Genomic DNA, 18,251 nt, shown 5'->3' with positions numbered 1-18,251 from the left:
GCGTACACGCCGGGTGAACGCACACTCGCCGCGCGGGGGCCGCTCACCCGAACGACTGCGGTCCCAGCGCTTTCTGTGCCCGCTGTTTCCTGGCGTCCACGGAGAGCACCCAGGCCGCGAGGACACCGCCGACGGCGCCGAACAGATGCCCCTGCCAGGACACACCGGGTGCGCTCGGTAGCACACCCCACAGCAGACTGCCGTAGACGACGAACACCACCACACCGACGAGGACCTGACCGAGGCTGCGGGCGAAGATTCCGCGGACCAGCAGGTAGGCGAGCCAACCGAAGATCAGGACGGAGGCGCCGATGTGGTTGGAATAGGAGCCACCGGTCAACCAGGTGCCCAGACCTCCGACCACCCAGACGATCCCGGTGGCGGCGAGGCCGCGGGCGATGCCCGACAGCAGCACGAGGAACCCGAGGATCAGCAGTGGGACGGTGTTCGCGACGAGGTGTGCCCAGTCGTCGTGCAGGACCGGGGCGAACAGAATCCCCCACAACCCGTCGATCGAGCGCGGTTCGACGCCATTCTGTTCGAGTCGCTCGTCGGACAGCACGTCGACGATCTCGATGACGTACAGCAGCATCGTGAAGGTGCCGACGAGGATCGCGGACTGCAGCCACAACGGCCTCGACTTCGACGAGGGGGTCGGCGATGCGCCACCCCTCGGCACCGGCGAGTCGAATCGCGAGGAATCGAACGACGAAGTCATGATCCACACACCCCTGTCGTCATGCCCACAACTGCCCTTCCAGTGCTTCTTCTGCTTCCTCGACCGTACCGCCGTATGCGCCGGTCGACAGATATTTCCATCCGCCGTCCGCGACGATGAACGCGATGTTCGCCGCGCGTTCGGCCTTGACGGCCTTGCGCGCGACCCCCAGCGCGGCGTGGAGGATCGCGCCGGTGGAGATGCCCGCGAAGATGCCCTCGTTGTCGATCAGTTGCCGGGTGCGGCGGACGGCGTCGGCGGGGCCGACGGAGAACCGCGAGGTGAGGACGGATTCGTCGTACAACTCGGGAACGAAGCCCTCGTCGATGTTGCGGAGGCCGTACACGAGTTCCCCGTAGCGGGGCTCGGCCGCCACGATCTCGATGCCGTCGACGTGTTCGCGCAGGTAGCGTCCCACCCCCATCAGGGTTCCGGTGGTGCCGAGACCCGCGACGAAGTGGGTGATCTCGGGAAGGTCGCGCAGGATCTCGGGGCCCGTGGTCTCGTAGTGGGCCAGCGCATTCGCGGGATTGCCGTACTGGTACAACATCACCCACTCGGGGTGCTCCGCGGACAGCTCCTTCGCTACGGCCACAGCCTGATTCGAGCCACCGCGTGCGGGTGAGTCGATGATCTGCGCACCGAACATCGTCAGCAGTTGCCTGCGTTCCACCGACGTGTTCTCGGGCATCACGCAGATCAGGTGGTAGCCCTTGAGTTTCGCGGCCATCGCAAGCGAGATTCCGGTGTTCCCGCTGGTCGGTTCGAGGATCGTCGCCCCAGGTGTCAGGGTGCCGTCGTTCTCGGCCTGCTCGATCATGCGGAGGGCGGGCCGATCCTTCACCGAACCGGTGGGGTTGCGGTCTTCGAGCTTCGCCCACAGGCGGACCGGCGTAGCGCCGGTCCAACTCGGCGACAGGCGGGGCAGCCCGACGAGGGGTGTGTCGCCGAGGGTGTCGATCAGCGAATCGAACCGCGCCACGACCGCGATCAGCCTCCGGCGACGGCGGGCAGGATCGTCACGGAGTCCCCGTCGGCCACCTCGGTGTCGAGTCCGCCCGAGAATCGGACGTCCTCGTCGTTGACGTAGACGTTGACGAAGCGGTGCAGACGGCCGTCGTTGATCAGGCGGTCCTTGATGCCGCCGTAGTTGCCGTCGAGGTCGTCGATGACGGCGGAAAGTGTGGGACCTGTTGCCTCCACCCGCTTTTCACCGCCGGTGTGGGTACGCAGGATGGTCGGGATCGAAACTGTGACAGCCATGCTCGGCTCCTCGGGATGTGGGTGTCTTACCTGCCGTGGGCCCGTCGCGAGGGACGGCGCCGTCACTTGTCGGGGACGTCTGCAATGGAGGTGTGGGCGAACTTGTAGCTCTGGACCACGTCGACGGGTTCCTCGGTGACGACACCGTCGACGATGCGGTAGCTGCGCAGTTCGTGGGCGTCGGGGTCGCGGGTGGAGATCAGTACGTAGTGGGCGTCCGGTTCGGACGCGAAGGAGATGTCGGTCCGGCTGGGGTACGCCTCGGTGGCGGTGTGCGAGTGGTAGATCACGACGGGCACCTCGTCGGCGTCGTCCATCGCCCGCCACACCGTCAATTGCTCACCCGAGTCGAATCGGTAGAACGTCGGCGAACGCTCGGCGTTGATCATCGGAATGTGCCGTTCGGGGCGGTCGGAGCCGTCCGGCCCGGCGATGACCCCGCACGCCTCGTCCGGGTGGTCGGCGCGCGCGTGCGCCACCATCGCCTCGACGAAGTCCGATCGAATCACCAGCACGTCATCCACCTCCGTGAGCGCCATCCTAGGTGCGCACCGGCGAGTCGGCCACCGACCGGCCGGTACCTCAGGAACGCAGTGCAGAGGGGAACAGTTCGCGGTAGGTGGGAATTCCCGCGACGGGGGTGGCGCTGAGGACGGCGTCGACGATGGCCTTCTCCACCACCTCGGCGGCCGCGGTGCAGACGGCGTCGACGACGGGCAGATCGGGCGGGAACGCGTCGGGCACTCCCGCCGGGTGGTGAACCGGGTGGATACCGGTGGAGAGAGCGAAGATCGTGTCGCCGTCGAGCGGCGAATGCGCCGGCCGGATCGCGCGGGCGAGCCCGTCGTGGCCGGCCACGGCGACGCGGCGTAACGCCGCCTTCCCCAGGACGGCATCGGTCGCGACGACCCCGATGGTCGTGTTGAGGACGGTGCTCTTGGCGATCAGGTCGCGCGCCGCCGACACCTCGGCGGCAACCGGGGGTCTGAGTCCGAACGCGGCTGCGCCCACGGTGGCGACACCCCAGGGCAGTCCGGTCGCCGGGTCGAACACTGTTCCGACGGGATTGGCCACCATCAGGGCGGACACCGTGATGCCCTTCGCCGGACCGTCCGTGACGACGACACTCGCCGTTCCGACACCGCCTTTGAGCGCGCCTGCACGCGCCCCGACCCCGGCGCCCACCGAACCGGAGAGCACGGTGTGCGATGCAGAATCTGCTGCCCGGTAACCGAATTCGGCGGTGGGACGCGTTCGCCAGTCGCCGACCGGCAGATCGAAGATCACGGCGGCGGGGACGATGGGAACCACCTGATCGGGCTCCCCCATGGCGATTCCGTGACCGTGCTCCTCGAGCCATCGCATGACGCCGTCGGCGGCGGCGAGTCCGTAGGCGCTGCCGCCGGTCAGGACGATCGCGTGAACCTTCCGGACGCTGTGACTGGGGTCGAGGAGGTCGGTCTCCCGGGTGCCCGGTCCCCCGCCCCGGACGTCGACCGCACCGGTCGCGCCGTGTGGCGCGAGGACCACCGTGCATCCGGTGGCGGCACCACTTCCGAGCGTGGCGTCCGCGTCGAGTTCGTGGTGGTGCCCGACGCTCAGGCCCACCACATCGACGAGCGAATCGGTGCGGCCCGGCGTCGTGGTCGTCACGGCGCGAGTGCCTGAACGAGCGAGTCCTGCATCCAGGTCAGCCAGTGGTAGATGTCGAGGTGCGGTGCGCGCGGATCGGCGGGATCGAGTTCGTCGGGCGTGTCGGCGTCGATGCCCAGGTTGGTGCCCAGCGCCAGCCGGACGTCGTTGAGAGCGCTGAGCCAGGCGTCGGCCTGCTCCGGCGTGAGCAGCACCTTGCCGCCGTTCTCGGGCACCGTGTGGAGAATGACCGAGCCCGCCGCCAGTTTGGCGTCGATGATCTCCGGTTCGTGGAGTCCACGCAGCGCACCGTTGATGTCGGCCTTCGATTCGGCGCGGATCTCGTCGTCGTCCGGGGCGTCCATGTCGGGACGGTGGAAGTCGGGCAGCAACCGCGCGAGGACCTCCTCGTCGGGTGCCGCCGTGTTGCCCGTCCGCATGCCGGTGAGCGCCGCGAGTTCGTCCTCCGGGGCGGACGCGGCCCGCTCCTCGAGGAGGCCGAGGACGGAGGCGACCAGCGATCGCAGCACCGTGGCCTCGTGCGCGTCCATCTCCGAACGCAGCTTCACACCGCCGAGCGAGTTCTTCCTGCTCCACATCCGCACGTCGTGTACCGAGTTCCTTACTGTCCGAACGGAAAGTTAGCTGCCGTCGCGCTGCATCGTGGCCCACAGGCCCGCCGCGTGCAGCTTGCGTACATCGTTTTCGACCTTGTCCCGGGAGCCGCTCGACACCACGGCCTTCCCCTCGGAATGGACCTGCATCATCAATTCCGTGGCCTTGGCTTTGCTGTACCCGAAGAGCTTCTGGAAAATGTAGGTGACGTAGTGCATCAAATTCACCGGATCGTCCCACACGACGGTGACCCAGGGACGATCATTGGCTTCATCGATCTCGACGACCTCCGACTCTGCAGGAGTGACCTGCGGCGATGCCGGCATGGCATCCACGAATGGAGCTGTCGTCGAGCAATGAGCCATGACACCAGGGTACGACGCTCCTCCACTGGGCGACACCGCGGCTTACAGTGGCCGGGTGTCCAGAGACAGCACCGCCTTGTTCACCGACCAGTACGAGTTGACGATGCTGTCGGCGGCCCTCGCCGACGGTTCCGCCCACCGGCGCTGCAGTTTCGAGGTGTTCGCCCGCCGGCTTCCCGACGGCCGCCGGTACGGAGTCGTCGGTGGCACCGCCCGACTCGTTTCCGCGCTGTCGAACTTCCGCTTCGGTGAGCCGGAACTCGAGATCGTGTCCCGCTTCCTCGACGAGGCGACCGTCGCATGGCTGCGTGACTACCGCTTCAGCGGGGACATCGACGGCTACCGCGAAGGCGACTTCTACTTTCCCGGCTCCCCGATCCTCTCCGTCCGTGGAACGTTCGCCGAATGTGTCCTGCTCGAGACGCTGAGTCTGTCGGTTCTCAACCACGACAGCGCGATCGCGTCCGCCGCCGCACGCATGGTCAGCGCCGCCGACGGACGCCCCATGATCGAGATGGGGTCGCGGCGCACCCACGAAGAATCCGCGGTGGCGGCGTCCCGCGCCGCCTACCTGGCGGGTTTCACGGCCACGTCGAATCTGGAGGCGGTCCGCAGGCACGGAGTGCCCGGCGCGGGTACCAGCGCGCACGCGTTCACCCTGTTGCACACCACCCCGGACGGGCCGGACGAGGCAGCGGCGTTCCGCGCGCAGGTCGCGGCGCTCGGAGTCGGAACCACACTCCTCGTCGACACCTACGACATCACCGAGGGTGTCAAGACTGCCGTCGAGGTCGCGGGACCCGAACTCGGGGGCGTCCGGATCGACTCCGGTGATCTGGGTGTCCTGGCCCGGCAGGTCCGCAGGCAACTCGACGACCTGGGTGCGACCGGGACGAAGATCGTCGTCTCCGGCGACCTCGACGAATACGCGATCGCCGCGTTGCGGGCCGAGCCCGTCGACGTCTACGGCGTCGGCACGTCCGTCGTCGTCGGCTCCGGTGCGCCGACCGCCGGAATGGTCTACAAACTCGTCGAGGTGGACGGCATCCCGGTCGAGAAGAGGAGCAATAACAAGGCGTCTCGGGGCGGCACCAAGCGGGCGTTGCGATTCGCCCGTGACACCGGAACCCTGGTGGAGGAAGTCGTGTACTCGGCGCACTCGGATGCACCCGGCTCGGCGGGCCTCGAGGCGCGGGAACTGCTGGTCCCGCTGGTGCGGGGCGGTGAGACCGTCTGCGACACGACTACCCTGGAGGACAGCAGATCCCTCCTGGCGGCGGGCCTCGTCAGCCTTCCGTGGGAGGGCTTGAAGCTCTCCCACGGCGAGCCCGCGATCCCCGTGCGCTTCGCCGAACCCGAATCCCGGAGGGCACCATGACCGACATCTCTGACACCAACCTCCGGCGGGCGCTGCTCGTGGTCGACGTCCAGAACGACTTCTGCGAGGGCGGCTCCCTCGCCGTCGAGGGCGGTTCCGCGGTCGCGGCCGCGATCAGCCGCTTCCTGGCCGCAACCGAGTACGACGCCATCGCCGCCACGATCGACCACCACATCGACCCGGGCCACCATTTCTCCGAGGAACCGGATTACGTCGACACGTGGCCGGTGCACTGCAAATCGGGAACGTCCGGCGCGGACTTCCACCCCGATCTCGACCTGAGCTGCATCGAATCGGTGTTCTCCAAGGGCGAGTTCTCGGCGGCCTACTCCGGCTTCGAGGGCAGGAACTCCGACGGCCAGAGCCTGGAGAAATGGCTGCGTGCGGCCGGAGTCACCGAGGTCGACGTCGTGGGGATCGCCACCGATCACTGCGTGGTCGCGACGGCACTCGACGCCGTGGCCGCCGGGTTCCCGACGCGCGTCCACCTCCCCCTCACCGCCGGCGTCGCCCCCGCGACCGTCGAGGCCGCGATCATCGCGATGCGGGCCGCCGGTGTGCGCCTCGTGGGCCGCGCCGCGGACACCCCCTCGGACCGCGTGACGATTTCTGACGTAGGTCCCGAGTAACCTGCTCGGGTGCCTGAAAACCTCCCCAACGTCCCCGAGCTGTTGCGCACGGCGGTGCGGTCGCTGGGCGGTGCCGAGCGATCCAACCAGCTGACCATGGCTTCCGCCGTCGCGCATTCGATCGACACCGGGGAGCATCTGGCTGTCCAGGCGGGGACGGGCACCGGCAAGTCCCTCGCCTATCTGGTGCCGAGCGTCCGGCACGCGGTGCAGAGCGGGAAGACGGTCATCGTCTCGACGGCCACCATCGCACTGCAGCGTCAGCTGATCGACCGCGACATGCCGCGGCTCGCGGACGCACTCGAGGGTTCGCTCGGCCGTCGACCGCACTTCGCGATCCTCAAGGGCCGCAACAACTATCTGTGCATGAACAAGATCCACACCGGGTCCGCCGAAGAGCCTCCCACGGACGAGCTGTTCGATCCGTTCGCGGTGTCGCGGCTCGGACGGGAGGTCCAGCGCCTCACCGAGTGGTCCTCGGACACCGAGACCGGTGACCGCGACGACCTGGCCCCCGGAGTCAGCGACAAGGCGTGGCGCCAGGTCAGCGTCACCGCCCGCGAATGTCTCGGCAAGTCCCGGTGCCCGGTCGGCGAGGACTGCTTCGCGGAGCGCGCCCGCGCGGAAGCCTCGCAGGTCGACGTGGTCGTCACCAATCACGCCCTGCTCGCCATCGACGCCATCACCGGAATCGCGATCCTCCCCGAACACGACGTCGTGGTCATCGACGAGGCGCACGAACTGGTCGACCGAGTGACGAACGTCGCCACCGCGGAGCTGGCGGCGTCGACGATCAGTGCCGCGGCGCGGCGCTGCGCGAAGCTCGTCGAGGAGCAGGACGCGGACCGTCTCGAGGCCGCGGGCGAGGGCTGGGCCGCCCTGCTCGAGGAGTTGCGGCCGGAACGGTGGGAGGCGTTGCCGCCCGGCGCGGCCCCCGCACTCGCCGCGGTCCGCGACGCCGCGTGGTCGCTGCGCACGGCCATCGGCCCGTCCCGTCCCGGTATGGCGTTGAGCGACCCGGAGGCCGCCGCGGCGCGCAACACCGCACTCGCTTCGGTCGAGGAGGTTCACGACAGCGCCGTCCGCGTTCTCAGTGCCTTCGACGAGCCGGATCCGGCCAAGCGTCACGACGTGGTGTGGCTGGCCGCCGACGACAACCGCGGGTCGATCCGGCGGGTGGTGCGGATGGCGCCGCTGTCGGTCGGCGGGCTGCTGCGGTCCCGGTTGTTCGCCGAATCGACGGTGGTCCTGACATCCGCCACGCTGACCGTGGGCGGGTCGTTCGACGGACTGGCCGTCAACTGGGGACTTCCCGCCGAATCGTCCGTCGTGATCGATCCGGCGATGGCCACCGGCTCCGAGGCGCCGTCCGATTCGGGCACGCTCAAATGGAACGCCCTCGACGTCGGGTCCCCGTTCGACCACGCCCGCGCCGGCATCATCTACATCGCGAAGCAACTCCCGCCGCCGGGGCGGGACGGCCTCTCCCCCACGTATCTCGACGAGATCGCCGAACTCGTCGAGGCGGCGGGCGGGCGCACGCTGGGATTGTTCTCGTCGATGCGGGCCGCCAAGGCCGCGTCCGAGGCGATGCGCGACCGGCTCGACACCCCGATCCTGTGTCAGGGCGACGACTCGACGGGCGCCCTCGTCCGGGCGTTCGCCGGCGACGAGCCGACGTCACTGTTCGGCACGCTGTCGCTGTGGCAGGGTGTCGACGTGCCGGGCCCGTCACTGAGCCTCGTGATCCTCGATCGCATCCCCTTCCCCCGCCCCGACGATCCGTTGCTGGTCGCCCGGCAGAAGGCCGTCGAGTCGCGCGGGGGAAACGGGTTCCTTTCCGTCGCAGCCAATCACGCGGCGCTGCTGCTCGCCCAGGGTGTGGGGCGTCTGCTGCGCAGCGTCGACGACAAGGGTGTGGTGGCCGTCCTCGATCCACGGCTCGCCACCGCCCGCTACGCCGGGTATCTGCGAGCCTCGCTGCCTCCGTTCTGGGAGACGTCCGATCCGGAAGTCGTGCGTAAGGCGCTGGGGCGGATCCGCGATTCGCGTCCCTGAACCGCTGTCGCGCACTGAGTCGGACAGCGGATCGGTGCGCACCTATGCTCGACCGATGGACCTTGCGATCTCAGTCCGCGGACTCACCAAGAAGTTCGGCGAAGTCCTCGCCCTCGACGGCCTCGATCTGGAGGTGAAGTCGGGTGAGGTGCACGGATTCCTCGGACCCAACGGCTCGGGCAAGTCCACGACCATCCGGGTGCTGCTCGGTCTCCTACGCGCCGACGGCGGTTCGGCGTCCGTTCTCGGTTCCGATCCGTGGCATGATTCCGTACCCTTGCATCGGCGACTCGCCTACGTCCCGGGGGATGTGAACCTGTGGCCGAATCTGTCCGGTGGCGAGGCGATCGACCTTCTCGGGCGGCTGCGCGGCGGACTCGATCCGGTCCGCCGGGCGTCGCTGATCGAGCGGTTCGAACTCGACCCCACCCGCAAGGGCCGCACGTATTCGAAAGGCAACCGGCAGAAGGTCGCTCTCGTGGCTGCGCTCGCCGCCGACACCGAACTCCTCATCCTCGACGAGCCGACGTCGGGCCTGGACCCGTTGATGGAGGCGGTGTTTCAGGACTGCATCACCGAGTTCGCCCGCGGCGGGCGCACAGTGCTGTTGTCCAGCCACATCCTCGCCGAGGTCGACGCGCTATGCCATGCCGTCACCATCATTCGCGCGGGCAAGACCGTGCAGGCGGGAACGCTGTCCGAACTGCGCCATTTCACCCGCACCACGGTGACGGCGACCACCCGGATCAAGCCCACCCCCATCGCGAATGTCCCCGGCGTGCACAACCTGCAGAAGGGTGAGGACGCGAACACGGTGACGTTCGACGTCGATTCCGATCAGATCGACCCGGTCATGACCACGCTGACGGGGCTGGGCATCGTCTCGATCACCGCCAACCCTCCGACGCTCGAAGACCTGTTCCTCCGCGAGTACCGCGACGAGGTCGAGGCGCTCGGGATCGGACGGCCGCAGTGAGTCGGCTGAGTGGAACGGGTGTGCTCACCGAACTGGCGGTGCGCACCGACCGGGTCCGGATTCCGGTGTGGACGGTCGCGGTGGCGGGCCTCACCGTCCTGATCGCGTCGAGTTACTCCACCATCTACCCGACCGCCGAATCCCGGCAGGCCCGTGCCGAACTCATCTCGTCCCCGGCCGCCACCGCACTCGCCGGACCGGGGTACGGCCTGGACGACTACACGCTCGGTGCGATGGTGGCCAACGAGATCGCCGGCATGACGATGGTGGCCGTGGCGATCATGTCGGTGCTCCTGGTGACGCGGCATCTGCGGGCCGAGGAGGAGTCCGGACGCACGGAACTGGTACGCGCCGGTGTCGTCGGCCGGTATGCGGGAATCACGGCAGGGTTGCTCTCGGCGGCGCTCGCCAATGTCTTCGTCGCTCTTCTGCTCGTCATCGGGCTGCTCGGGGTGGGCCTGCCTCCGGCGGGTTCGCTGAACATGTCCGCGGGTGTGCTGGTGGTGGGCCTCGTGTTCACCTCGCTGTCGGCGCTGGCCTCCCAGTTCACCGAACACGCCCGCACTGCGAGCGGTGTCGGGATCTCCGCGATCATCATTGCGTATCTGCTGCGTGCGGTGGGCGACGTGCAACAGGGACACAGCGGGAGCCTGCTGACGTGGGTGTCGCCGATCGGCTGGTCGCAGGCCACCCGCGCCTACGTCGACGAACGCTGGTGGCCGTTGCTGATCGGCATCGTCGCAGCGGCGCTGACCGTCGCGTGCGCGTATGCCGCCATCGGTCGCCGGGACGTCGGGGCGGGGCTGCTTCCGCCGCGGGCCGGGCGCGCCGAGGCGTCGCCCCGCCTGACCGGTGTCACCGCGCTGGCGGCGCGTCAGCAGCGCGGCCAGATCCTCGCCTGGGGTGTCGGTGTGTTCGCGCTGTCGCTGCCCATCGGTTCACTCGGCAGGCAGATCAGCGATTTCATCGACCAGGATCCCGATCTCGCACAGCTGCTGCCGGGTGGCGCCGCGGCGGCGGCCGACGGTGCCTTCGCCCTGTATCTGGTGTTCCTGGTGGTGATGGCGGCGATGTACGCCGTCGGTGCCGTCATATCCATCCGCTCCGAGGAATCGTCCGGTCGCGCCGAGGAGGCATTGGCCACCCCCGTGTCGCGGGCGTCGTGGCTCGGCGGCCAGCTGGCCGTGATCGCGGGTGCGGCCGTCGCGATCGCGGTGGCGGCGGGGGTCGGCATGGGGATCACCGCGGCGTTCACGCTGTCCGATGCGGGCGCGCTCGGCCGGTTGATCGGCGCAGCCCTGAACACCGTGCCGGCGGTGCTCGTGCTCGTCGGTTCCTGCGCGGCCGTCTACGGACTCATCCCCCGCGCGCTGCCGGCGTTGTGGGCCTTCCTGGGCTATGTTCTGGTCGCCGGAATGTTCGGGGAAGTCCTCCCGGACTGGTTCGGGGTGTTCTCCCCCTTCCACTACACGCCGACCCTGCCTGCCGAGAGTTTCTCGGCCACTCCCCTCGTGGTCCTGCTGCTTCTCGCGGCGGCCCTGTTCCTCGCCGCCGTCACCGGATTCCAACGCCGGGACGTCGGCCGGTGACGGCTCGGTAGCGCCGGTCAGGGGTTCGGCACCGTCACCAGACCCAGCTCCGACGGGTCGACGAGCAGTCTGTGGTGCGGCAGGACCCGCACCGTGTATCCGACCGACCCGGACAGCGGCAGGGCCAGGTCGGCGACGAACAGTTCCCCCGACCCGTCCGAGGCGGAGTGGGTCATCGGGACCGTCACGATGTCGGTGAGCTCCTCGTCCGGTCCGGCCTTCCCGATCACCGCCTGCACGGTGACGTCCGAGACGGCCAGTTCGCCGAGACGGATGCGGGCACGGAGCACCAGATTGGCCCCGATCTCAGGGGTGTCGGGCAGCCCGGCGCCGTCGACCTGCAGGACCGTCACCGACGGCCAGGCGGCCTCGACGCGGCGACGGTACGCGGCGAGTTCACGGGCGCCGGCGAAGTTCTCTTCAGCCACCGTCCGGGCCGATTCGGCGGCGGGCGCGTAGTACTGGACGGCGTAGTCGCGCACCATTCGCGACGCGAGCACCTTGGGTCCGAGGTTTTGCAGCGTGTGACGGACCATCTCCACCCAGCGCACCGGCAGGCCGTCCGCGCGGTCGTAGAACCTCGGCAGGACGGCGCGCTCGAGCAGTTCGTACAGTGCGCTGGCCTCGAGATCGTCACGCCGCGTCTCGTCGAGAACGCCGTCCGCGGTCGGGATGGCCCAGCCGTTCTCGCCGTCGAACATCTCGTCCCACCAGCCGTCACGGATCGACAGGTTCAGTCCGCCGTTGAGGGCGGACTTCATGCCCGACGTGCCACACGCCTCGAGCGGGCGCAGCGGATTGTTGAGCCACACATCGCAACCCCAGTAGAGGTACCGCGCCATCGACATGTCGTAGTCGGGGAGGAAGGTGATGCGGTGACGGACGTCGGCGGCGTCGGCGAAACGCACGACCTGCTGGATGAGGGCCTTCCCGCCGTCGTCCGCGGGGTGGCTCTTCCCGGCCACCACCAGCTGCACGGGGCGCTTCTCGTCGAGGAGCAGGGCCCGGAGCCGCTCGGGGTCGCGCAGCATGAGCGTCAATCGCTTGTAGGTGGGCACCCGCCGGGCGAAGCCGACGGTGAGCACGTTCGGGTCGAACACCTCGTCCGTCCAGCCGAGTTCGGCGGACGTGGCACCGCGTTCGATCCAGGATGCGCGTACCCGGCGGCGCACTTCCTCGACCAGTTTCCCGCGCAGCGTGTTGCGGGTGGACCACAGCTCCTCGGCGGACAGGTCCTGCAGCCGCTCCCAGCCGCGAGCCTCCTCCACCAGTTCGGGGCCCAGGATGCGGGTGGCGAGATCGATCCATTCCGGTGCGGCCCAGGTGGGCGCGTGGACACCGTTGGTCACCGAGCCGATCGGCACCTCCTCGGCGTCGAATCCCTGCCACAGCGGCTGGAACATCTCGCGGCTGACGATGCCGTGCAGCTTGGACACACCGTTAGCCCGTTGCCCGAGCCGCAGGCCCATGTGGGCCATGTTGAACACCGACGGATCCGGTTCGCGGCCGAGGCCGAGGATCCGGTCGATCGTCAGCCCCGGCAGCAGCGAGGATTCGTTCGCACCGTTGTCGCCGCCGAAGTAGTGCCGCACGAGGTCGGCCGGGAACCTGTCGATTCCCGCGGGAACCGGGGTGTGGGTCGTGAAGACCGTGCCTGCCCGGACCGTGGCCAGCGCCTCGTCGAAGTCGAGTCCGCCGGTGGTGACCAGTTCACGGATCCGCTCGATGCCGAGGAAACCCGCATGTCCCTCGTTCATGTGGAAGACGGCGGGGTCGGGCAGACCGTAGGCGTGGGTGTAGGCGCGCACGGCACGGACACCGCCGATACCGGCGAGGATCTCCTGTTTGATGCGGTGATCCTGGTCGCCGCCGTACAGACGGTCGGTGACGCCTCGCATCTCGGCGTCGTTCTCCGCGATGTCGGAGTCGAGCAGCAGCAGCGGGACCCGTCCCACTTGGGCGATCCACACGCGGGCGCGCAGAACCCGGCCACCGGGGATGGCGACGTGGACGAGGACGGGCGCCCCATCGGACGACTGCGGCCCGGACTCGGTGAGCAGCCGCAGCGGCAGGCCCTGCGGGTCGTGCGGCGGGTAGTGCTCGGCCTGCCAGCCGTCCGCGGTCAGCGACTGCCGGAAGTAACCCGAGCGGTACAACAGGCCGACACCGATCAGCGGCAGGCCCAGATCGGACGCCGCCTTCAGGTGGTCGCCCGCGAGAATTCCGAGCCCGCCGGAGTAGTTGGGCAGCACCTCGCTGACCCCGAACTCCATTGAGAAATACGCGATCCCACCGTCCAGCGACACACCCTTGGCCTGCTGGTTCTGATACCAGCGGGGCCGGGACAGGTAGTCGTCGAGGTCGGCGGCGGCGGCGTCGAGCCGGGCCAGGAACGCGACGTCCTCGGCCAGTTCGTCCAGGCGCGCCGGATCGACCTCACCGAGCATCCGGACCGGGTCGAACTGCACCTGCCGCCACAGCTCCGCGTCCAGCAATCCGAACAGTTCCTGCGTGGCCGGATGCCACGACCAGCGAAGATTGGTGGACAGCGGACCGAGGGCAGCGAGCCGCTCCGGAAGGTGGGCTCGGACAGTGAACCGACGCAAGGCTTTCACCTCGCGAACGATAACGCACTACGGGCGTCGTTGCGCCGTGTCGGGGCGGGTCGACGTCAGATCTGCAATACGGACAGGAACCGGTCGACTCCATTACGGTTGAACGGGCGGCCCAGCCCACGAGCCGCCGGCAACTTCCGGCTATGGAACGGAGCCCAGCGTGACAGGTCGACTCGGTATCGACGACGTGGAACCGAACATCGGGTGCGGTCGGTATCCCGCCAAGGCCGTTGTGGGTGAGGTGTTTCCCGTCCGGGCAACCGTGTGGCGTGAAGGTCACGACGCCGTGGCCGCCACGCTCGCGGTGCGGGGACCGCGCAGTGCCGCGTCGGGCGGCTCCGCGACCTTCCGCATTCCGATGACCGGCGGTCCGGTGCCCGACACCGTCGACGGTTCCTTCACCCCGACCGGCGAGGGCGTCTGGACGTTCCGGATCGAGGCCTGGAGTGATCCGGTCACGACGTGGAAGCACGCGGTCGAGGCCAAGCTGGCGGTGGGACAGGGGCCGGCCGAACTGGCCAACGACCTCGAGATCGGTGCGCGGTTGTTCGAGCGTGCCGCGAAGGGCGTCCCCCGCGCGGACCGCTCGCGGCTCGCCGGGGTCGCGGCGTCGCTGCGTTCCGACCGTCACCTCTCCGAACGCGTGGCCCCGGCGTTCGGGTCGGACGTCACCGAACTGCTGCGCGCACATCCGCTGCGCGATCTCGTCACGAAGAGCGAACCGCACACCGTGCTCGTCGATCGCACGCGTGCCCTGTTCGGGTCGTGGTACGAGTTCTTCCCGCGATCCACCGGCGGCTGGGACGAGGACGGCAAGCCGCGGCACGGCACGTTCGCCACGTCGGTGGCCGCGCTTCCCCGCATTGCGTCGATGGGATTCGACGTGGTGTACCTGCCGCCCATCCACCCGGTCGGCAAGATCAACCGGAAGGGCCCCAACAACACGCTGACACCGGGCCCCGACGACGTCGGTTCGCCGTGGGCCATCGGCTCGGACGAGGGCGGCCACGACGCGATTCATCCCGAGCTCGGGACGATGCGCGATTTCAAGGCGTTCATCGCTGCCGCCCGGAAGCTGCACATGGAGGTGGCGATCGACCTGGCCCTGCAGGCCGCACCGGACCATCCGTGGGCGAAGAAACACCCCGAATGGTTCACCGTGCTCCCCGACGGCACCATCGCCTACGCCGAGAATCCGCCGAAGAAGTACCAGGACATCTACCCGGTCAACTTCGACGACGACCGCGACGGCATCTACGCGGAGGTCCTGCGGGTCGTCCGGCACTGGGTTGCGGCGGGCGTCAAGATCTTCCGGGTCGACAACCCGCATACCAAGCCGCCGGACTTCTGGGAGTGGCTGATCGCCGAGGTCAAGAAGTCGGATCCGGACGTCCTGTTCCTGTCCGAGGCGTTCACCCGTCCCGCGCGGCTGTACGGTCTCGCCCGCCGCGGTTTCACCCAGTCCTACACGTATTTCACGTGGCGGACGGCCAAGTGGGAGCTGACGGAGTTCGGCAAGGAGATCGCCGCCAAGGCCGACGAGGCACGCCCCAACCTCTTCGTCAACACCCCGGACATCCTGCACGAGAGCCTGCAGACCGGTGGCCCGGGAATGTTCGCCCTGCGCGCCGCGCTGGCGGCGACCCTGTCGCCCACCTGGGGTGTGTACTCGGGATACGAACTGTACGAACATGTTCCGGTGCGACCGGGAAGTGAGGAGTACCTCGACTCGGAGAAGTATCAGTTGCGGCCCCGCGATTTCGAGGGTGCCGCCGCGCGCGGCGAGTCCCTCGAACCGTGGATCACCGCGCTCAACCGGATCCGCAGGCTGCATCCGGCCCTGCAGCAGTTGCGCAACATCCATTTCCACCACGCCGACAACGACGCCCTGATCGCCTACTCCAAGTTCGACGCCACCACCGGGGATGCCGTGCTGACGGTGATCAACCTCAACCCGTACGGCGCCGAGCAGGGCAACGTGTGGCTGGACATGCCGGCGCTGGGCCGCGACTGGCACGACCACCTGACCGTGCTCGACGAGGTCACCGGGGAGCAGTATCACTGGGGGCAGACCAACTTCGTGCGCCTGGAGCCCTGGCGCGCGGTGGCCCATATCCTGGCATTACCGTCGATTCCCTATCCGGCCAGAACGAAACTGGCCTACCGCGGAGGTACATAGTGACCGTCGAACCGCCTGTCGCCATCGCACCGGACGCCGCCGACCTCGACCTTCTGTCAAGGGGCGAGCACCACAACCCGCACTCGATCCTGGGCGCGCATCCGCACCCCGACGGCACGGTGATCCGCGCACTGCGCCCCCACGCCGAGGCCGTCGACGCCGTCATCGGCGGGACGAGCTTCTCTCTGGAACACCTGGCGCACGGTGTGTGGGGTGCACTCGTCCCGTACCGGGATCTGATGGACTACCGGCTGTCGACGACGTGGCCGGGTGGTCACAACGACGTCTCCGCCGACGGGTACCGGTTCCTGCCCACGCTCGGGGAACTCGACCTGCACCTGTTCGGTGAGGGCAGGCACGAGCGGCTGTGGGAGATCCTCGGCGCGCACCGCCGCCGCTACGACACTCCCGACGGCACCGTCACGGGCACCTCGTTCGCCGTGTGGGCTCCCAATGCCCGCGGGGTGAGTGTGATCGGCGATTTCGACGGGTGGGGTGGGCGGCACTACCCGATGAGGGTGCTCGGGTCCACCGGGGTGTGGGAGTTGTTCATTCCCGGCATCGAGGTCGGCGACCTGTACAAGTTCCGGGTCCACGGACCCGACGGCAGTGTGCGCGACAAGGCCGATCCCATGGCGTTCGCGACCGAGGTCCCGCCCGCCACGGCGTCCCGGGTGTCGGTGAGCACGTACGAATGGAACGACGCCGAATGGCTGGCGCAGCGCGCGGCCACCGAGCCGGCGCAGTCCCCGATGAGCGTGTACGAGGTTCATCTCGGTTCGTGGCGGCCCGGGCTGAACTACCGCGAGATGGCCGAACAACTCGCTGCCCACGTCACCGAGACGGGATTCACGCACGTCGAACTGTTGCCGGTCGCCGAGCACCCGTTCGGCGGTTCGTGGGGATACCAGGTCACGTCGTACTACGCACCCACGTCACGGTTCGGCTCCCCCGACGACTTCCGGTGGTTCGTCGACCACCTGCACGCCGCCGGCATCGGGGTCATCGTCGACTGGGTTCCCGCCCACTTCCCGAAGGACGAGTGGGCGCTGGCACGTTTCGACGGCACACCACTCTACGAGCACAGCGATCCCCAGCGCGGCGAGCAGCTCGACTGGGGAACGTATGTGTTCGATTTCGGGCGGCGCGAGGTGCGCAACTTCCTCGTCGCGAACGCGCTGTACTGGCTCGACGAGTTCCACGTGGACGGTCTGCGCGTCGACGCGGTGGCATCGATGCTGTACCTCGACTATTCGCGGCCGGAGGGCGGTTGGACGCCGAACATCCACGGCGGCAGGGAGAACCTCGAGGCCGTCGCCTTCCTGCAGGAGACCAACGCCACGGTCCACAAGCAGCACCGCGGGGTCGTCACCATCGCCGAGGAGTCGACGGCGTGGCCGGGTGTCACCCGTGCGACCAACGTCGGCGGTCTCGGTTTCAACATGAAATGGAACATGGGGTGGATGCACGACACCCTCGGTTTCATGGCACACGATCCTGTCCACCGCAGCTATCACCATCACGAGATCACGTTCTCCCTGATGTACGCGTGGAGCGAGAACTATCTGCTGCCCATCAGCCACGACGAGGTGGTGCACGGCAAGGGCACACTGTGGACGCGGATGCCCGGCGACGACTACGCGAAGGCCGCCGGTGTACGCGCGCTGCTGGCGTACATGTGGTCGCATCCCGGCAAGCAACTGCTGTTCATGGGTCAGGAATTCGGGCAGACCGGGGAGTGGTCCGAGGAGCGCGGACTCGACTGGTACCAGCTCGACGACCCGTACACCGGCGGCTTCCACCGCGGCCTGCTCCGGCTCGTCCACGACCTCAACGCCACGTACCGCGAGCGCCCGGCGCTGTGGACTCTCGACACCTCACCGGGCGGCTTCTCCTGGATCGACGCCAACGACACCGCGAACAACGTCCTGAGCTTCCTGCGCTACGGCACCGACGGGTCGATCCTGGCCTGCCTGTTCAATTTCTCGGGTTCCCCGCATGCGAATTATCGTGTGGGCTTGCCAGAACGGGGCGAATGGCGTGAAATTCTCAACACCGACGCCGAGGTCTACGCGGGATCGGGTTGGGGAAATCTCGGTGCGGTGACGGCAACGTCGCAGCCGTGGCACGGCCGTCCCGCCTCCGCGGAGGTGGCACTGCCCGCGAACGGCGCGATCTGGATGAGTCTGGAGCGTTGATGAAGGCACGGCCTTGCTGACCCGGCGTCGGCAGTG

15 protein-coding genes are annotated in these 18,251 nt (G+C 68.5%); 7 read left to right on the top strand and 8 right to left on the bottom strand.

Annotated elements, in window-relative coordinates; translation table 11 throughout:
- Positions 1 to 43: 43 nt before the first annotated feature.
- From WKC72_RS15810 to clpS, 7 genes are all read right to left on the bottom strand, one after another.
- Complete coding sequence (locus WKC72_RS15810; RefSeq protein ID WP_370183294.1) at positions 44 to 718, bottom strand: rhomboid family intramembrane serine protease; 675 nt, start codon at positions 716 to 718, stop codon at positions 44 to 46.
- A 19-nt stretch (positions 719 to 737) separates the two neighbouring features.
- Positions 738 to 1,700 carry a PLP-dependent cysteine synthase family protein gene (locus tag WKC72_RS15805; RefSeq protein WP_370183291.1) on the bottom strand — a complete coding sequence of 321 codons (963 nt, stop codon included), beginning with the start codon at positions 1,698 to 1,700 and terminating at the stop codon, positions 738 to 740.
- A gap of 8 nt (positions 1,701 to 1,708) precedes the next feature.
- Positions 1,709 to 1,981: a MoaD family protein gene (locus WKC72_RS15800; RefSeq protein ID WP_009474135.1), complete on the bottom strand. Its 273-nt coding sequence runs from the start codon at positions 1,979 to 1,981 to the stop codon at positions 1,709 to 1,711.
- Positions 1,982 to 2,043: 62 nt separating this feature from the next.
- A complete protein-coding gene (locus WKC72_RS15795; RefSeq protein WP_112300640.1) occupies positions 2,044 to 2,520 on the bottom strand; it encodes a Mov34/MPN/PAD-1 family protein in 477 nt (158 codons plus the stop codon).
- A gap of 43 nt (positions 2,521 to 2,563) precedes the next feature.
- A complete protein-coding gene (locus WKC72_RS15790; protein WP_037236433.1) occupies positions 2,564 to 3,634 on the bottom strand; it encodes a P1 family peptidase in 1,071 nt (356 codons plus the stop codon).
- Positions 3,631 to 4,218, bottom strand: a complete 588-nt coding sequence (locus WKC72_RS15785) for a DUF2017 domain-containing protein (protein WP_037236435.1) — start codon at positions 4,216 to 4,218, stop codon at positions 3,631 to 3,633. The genes WKC72_RS15790 and WKC72_RS15785 overlap by 4 nt, the downstream gene beginning before the upstream one ends.
- Positions 4,219 to 4,254: 36 nt before the next feature.
- Positions 4,255 to 4,593 carry an ATP-dependent Clp protease adapter ClpS gene (gene clpS, locus WKC72_RS15780; protein ID WP_037236437.1) on the bottom strand — a complete coding sequence of 113 codons (339 nt, stop codon included), beginning with the start codon at positions 4,591 to 4,593 and terminating at the stop codon, positions 4,255 to 4,257.
- Here clpS and WKC72_RS15775 point away from each other — a divergent pair.
- The 5 genes from WKC72_RS15775 to WKC72_RS15755 are packed head-to-tail and all read left to right on the top strand — an operon-like array spanning position 4,592 to position 11,223.
- Entirely contained in the window at positions 4,592 to 5,971 is a 1,380-nt protein-coding gene (locus tag WKC72_RS15775) for a nicotinate phosphoribosyltransferase (protein ID WP_370183288.1), read from the top strand. The two genes, clpS and WKC72_RS15775, sit on opposite strands and share 2 nt — an antisense overlap.
- The gene (locus WKC72_RS15770; RefSeq protein WP_370183286.1) at positions 5,968 to 6,600 is read left to right on the top strand and encodes an isochorismatase family protein; all 633 of its coding nucleotides are present in this window, start codon (positions 5,968 to 5,970) and stop codon (positions 6,598 to 6,600) included. Before WKC72_RS15775 ends, WKC72_RS15770 begins: the two co-directional genes overlap by 4 nt.
- A gap of 9 nt (positions 6,601 to 6,609) precedes the next feature.
- The gene (locus WKC72_RS15765; protein ID WP_005262018.1) at positions 6,610 to 8,658 is read left to right on the top strand and encodes an ATP-dependent DNA helicase; all 2,049 of its coding nucleotides are present in this window, start codon (positions 6,610 to 6,612) and stop codon (positions 8,656 to 8,658) included.
- Positions 8,659 to 8,713: 55 nt separating this feature from the next.
- The gene (locus WKC72_RS15760; RefSeq protein WP_370183283.1) at positions 8,714 to 9,634 is read left to right on the top strand and encodes an ATP-binding cassette domain-containing protein; all 921 of its coding nucleotides are present in this window, start codon (positions 8,714 to 8,716) and stop codon (positions 9,632 to 9,634) included.
- Positions 9,631 to 11,223, top strand: a complete 1,593-nt coding sequence (locus WKC72_RS15755) for an ABC transporter permease (protein ID WP_370183281.1) — start codon at positions 9,631 to 9,633, stop codon at positions 11,221 to 11,223. The genes WKC72_RS15760 and WKC72_RS15755 overlap by 4 nt, the downstream gene beginning before the upstream one ends.
- Before the next feature lie 17 nt (positions 11,224 to 11,240).
- On the opposite strand, the gene glgP is transcribed toward WKC72_RS15755, so the two are convergent.
- Positions 11,241 to 13,838: an alpha-glucan family phosphorylase gene (gene glgP / locus WKC72_RS15750; protein ID WP_370183278.1), complete on the bottom strand. Its 2,598-nt coding sequence runs from the start codon at positions 13,836 to 13,838 to the stop codon at positions 11,241 to 11,243.
- A 160-nt stretch (positions 13,839 to 13,998) separates the two neighbouring features.
- On the opposite strand from glgP, the gene WKC72_RS15745 reads away from it, so the two are divergent.
- A complete protein-coding gene (locus WKC72_RS15745) occupies positions 13,999 to 16,017 on the top strand; it encodes a maltotransferase domain-containing protein (protein ID WP_370183276.1) in 2,019 nt (672 codons plus the stop codon).
- Positions 16,017 to 18,215 carry a 1,4-alpha-glucan branching protein GlgB gene (gene glgB, locus WKC72_RS15740; protein WP_037236459.1) on the top strand — a complete coding sequence of 733 codons (2,199 nt, stop codon included), beginning with the start codon at positions 16,017 to 16,019 and terminating at the stop codon, positions 18,213 to 18,215. Before WKC72_RS15745 ends, glgB begins: the two co-directional genes overlap by 1 nt.
- Positions 18,216 to 18,251 lie beyond the last annotated feature (36 nt).

Origin of the sequence: Rhodococcus wratislaviensis, from assembly GCF_041228765.1 — a bacterium.
Lineage (GTDB): Bacteria > Actinomycetota > Actinomycetes > Mycobacteriales > Mycobacteriaceae > Rhodococcus_F > Rhodococcus_F wratislaviensis.
The sequence above is the reverse complement of the archived record's forward strand: the minus strand, read 5'-3'. Positions and strand labels throughout refer to the sequence as shown.

What these genes read in the sequence shown, in the direction of transcription:
- WKC72_RS15775 (WP_370183288.1), top strand. Translation starts at nt 4,592, where the DNA reads ATGACACCAGGGTACGACGCTCCTCCACTGGGCGACACCGCGGCTTAC.
- WKC72_RS15795 (WP_112300640.1), bottom strand. Translation starts at nt 2,520, where the DNA reads ATGGCGCTCACGGAGGTGGATGACGTGCTGGTGATTCGATCGGACTTC.
- WKC72_RS15770 (WP_370183286.1), top strand. Translation starts at nt 5,968, where the DNA reads ATGACCGACATCTCTGACACCAACCTCCGGCGGGCGCTGCTCGTGGTC.
- WKC72_RS15760 (WP_370183283.1), top strand. Translation starts at nt 8,714, where the DNA reads ATGGACCTTGCGATCTCAGTCCGCGGACTCACCAAGAAGTTCGGCGAA.
- WKC72_RS15810 (WP_370183294.1), bottom strand. Translation starts at nt 718, where the DNA reads ATGACTTCGTCGTTCGATTCCTCGCGATTCGACTCGCCGGTGCCGAGG.
- clpS (WP_037236437.1), bottom strand. Translation starts at nt 4,593, where the DNA reads ATGGCTCATTGCTCGACGACAGCTCCATTCGTGGATGCCATGCCGGCA.
- WKC72_RS15800 (WP_009474135.1), bottom strand. Translation starts at nt 1,981, where the DNA reads ATGGCTGTCACAGTTTCGATCCCGACCATCCTGCGTACCCACACCGGC.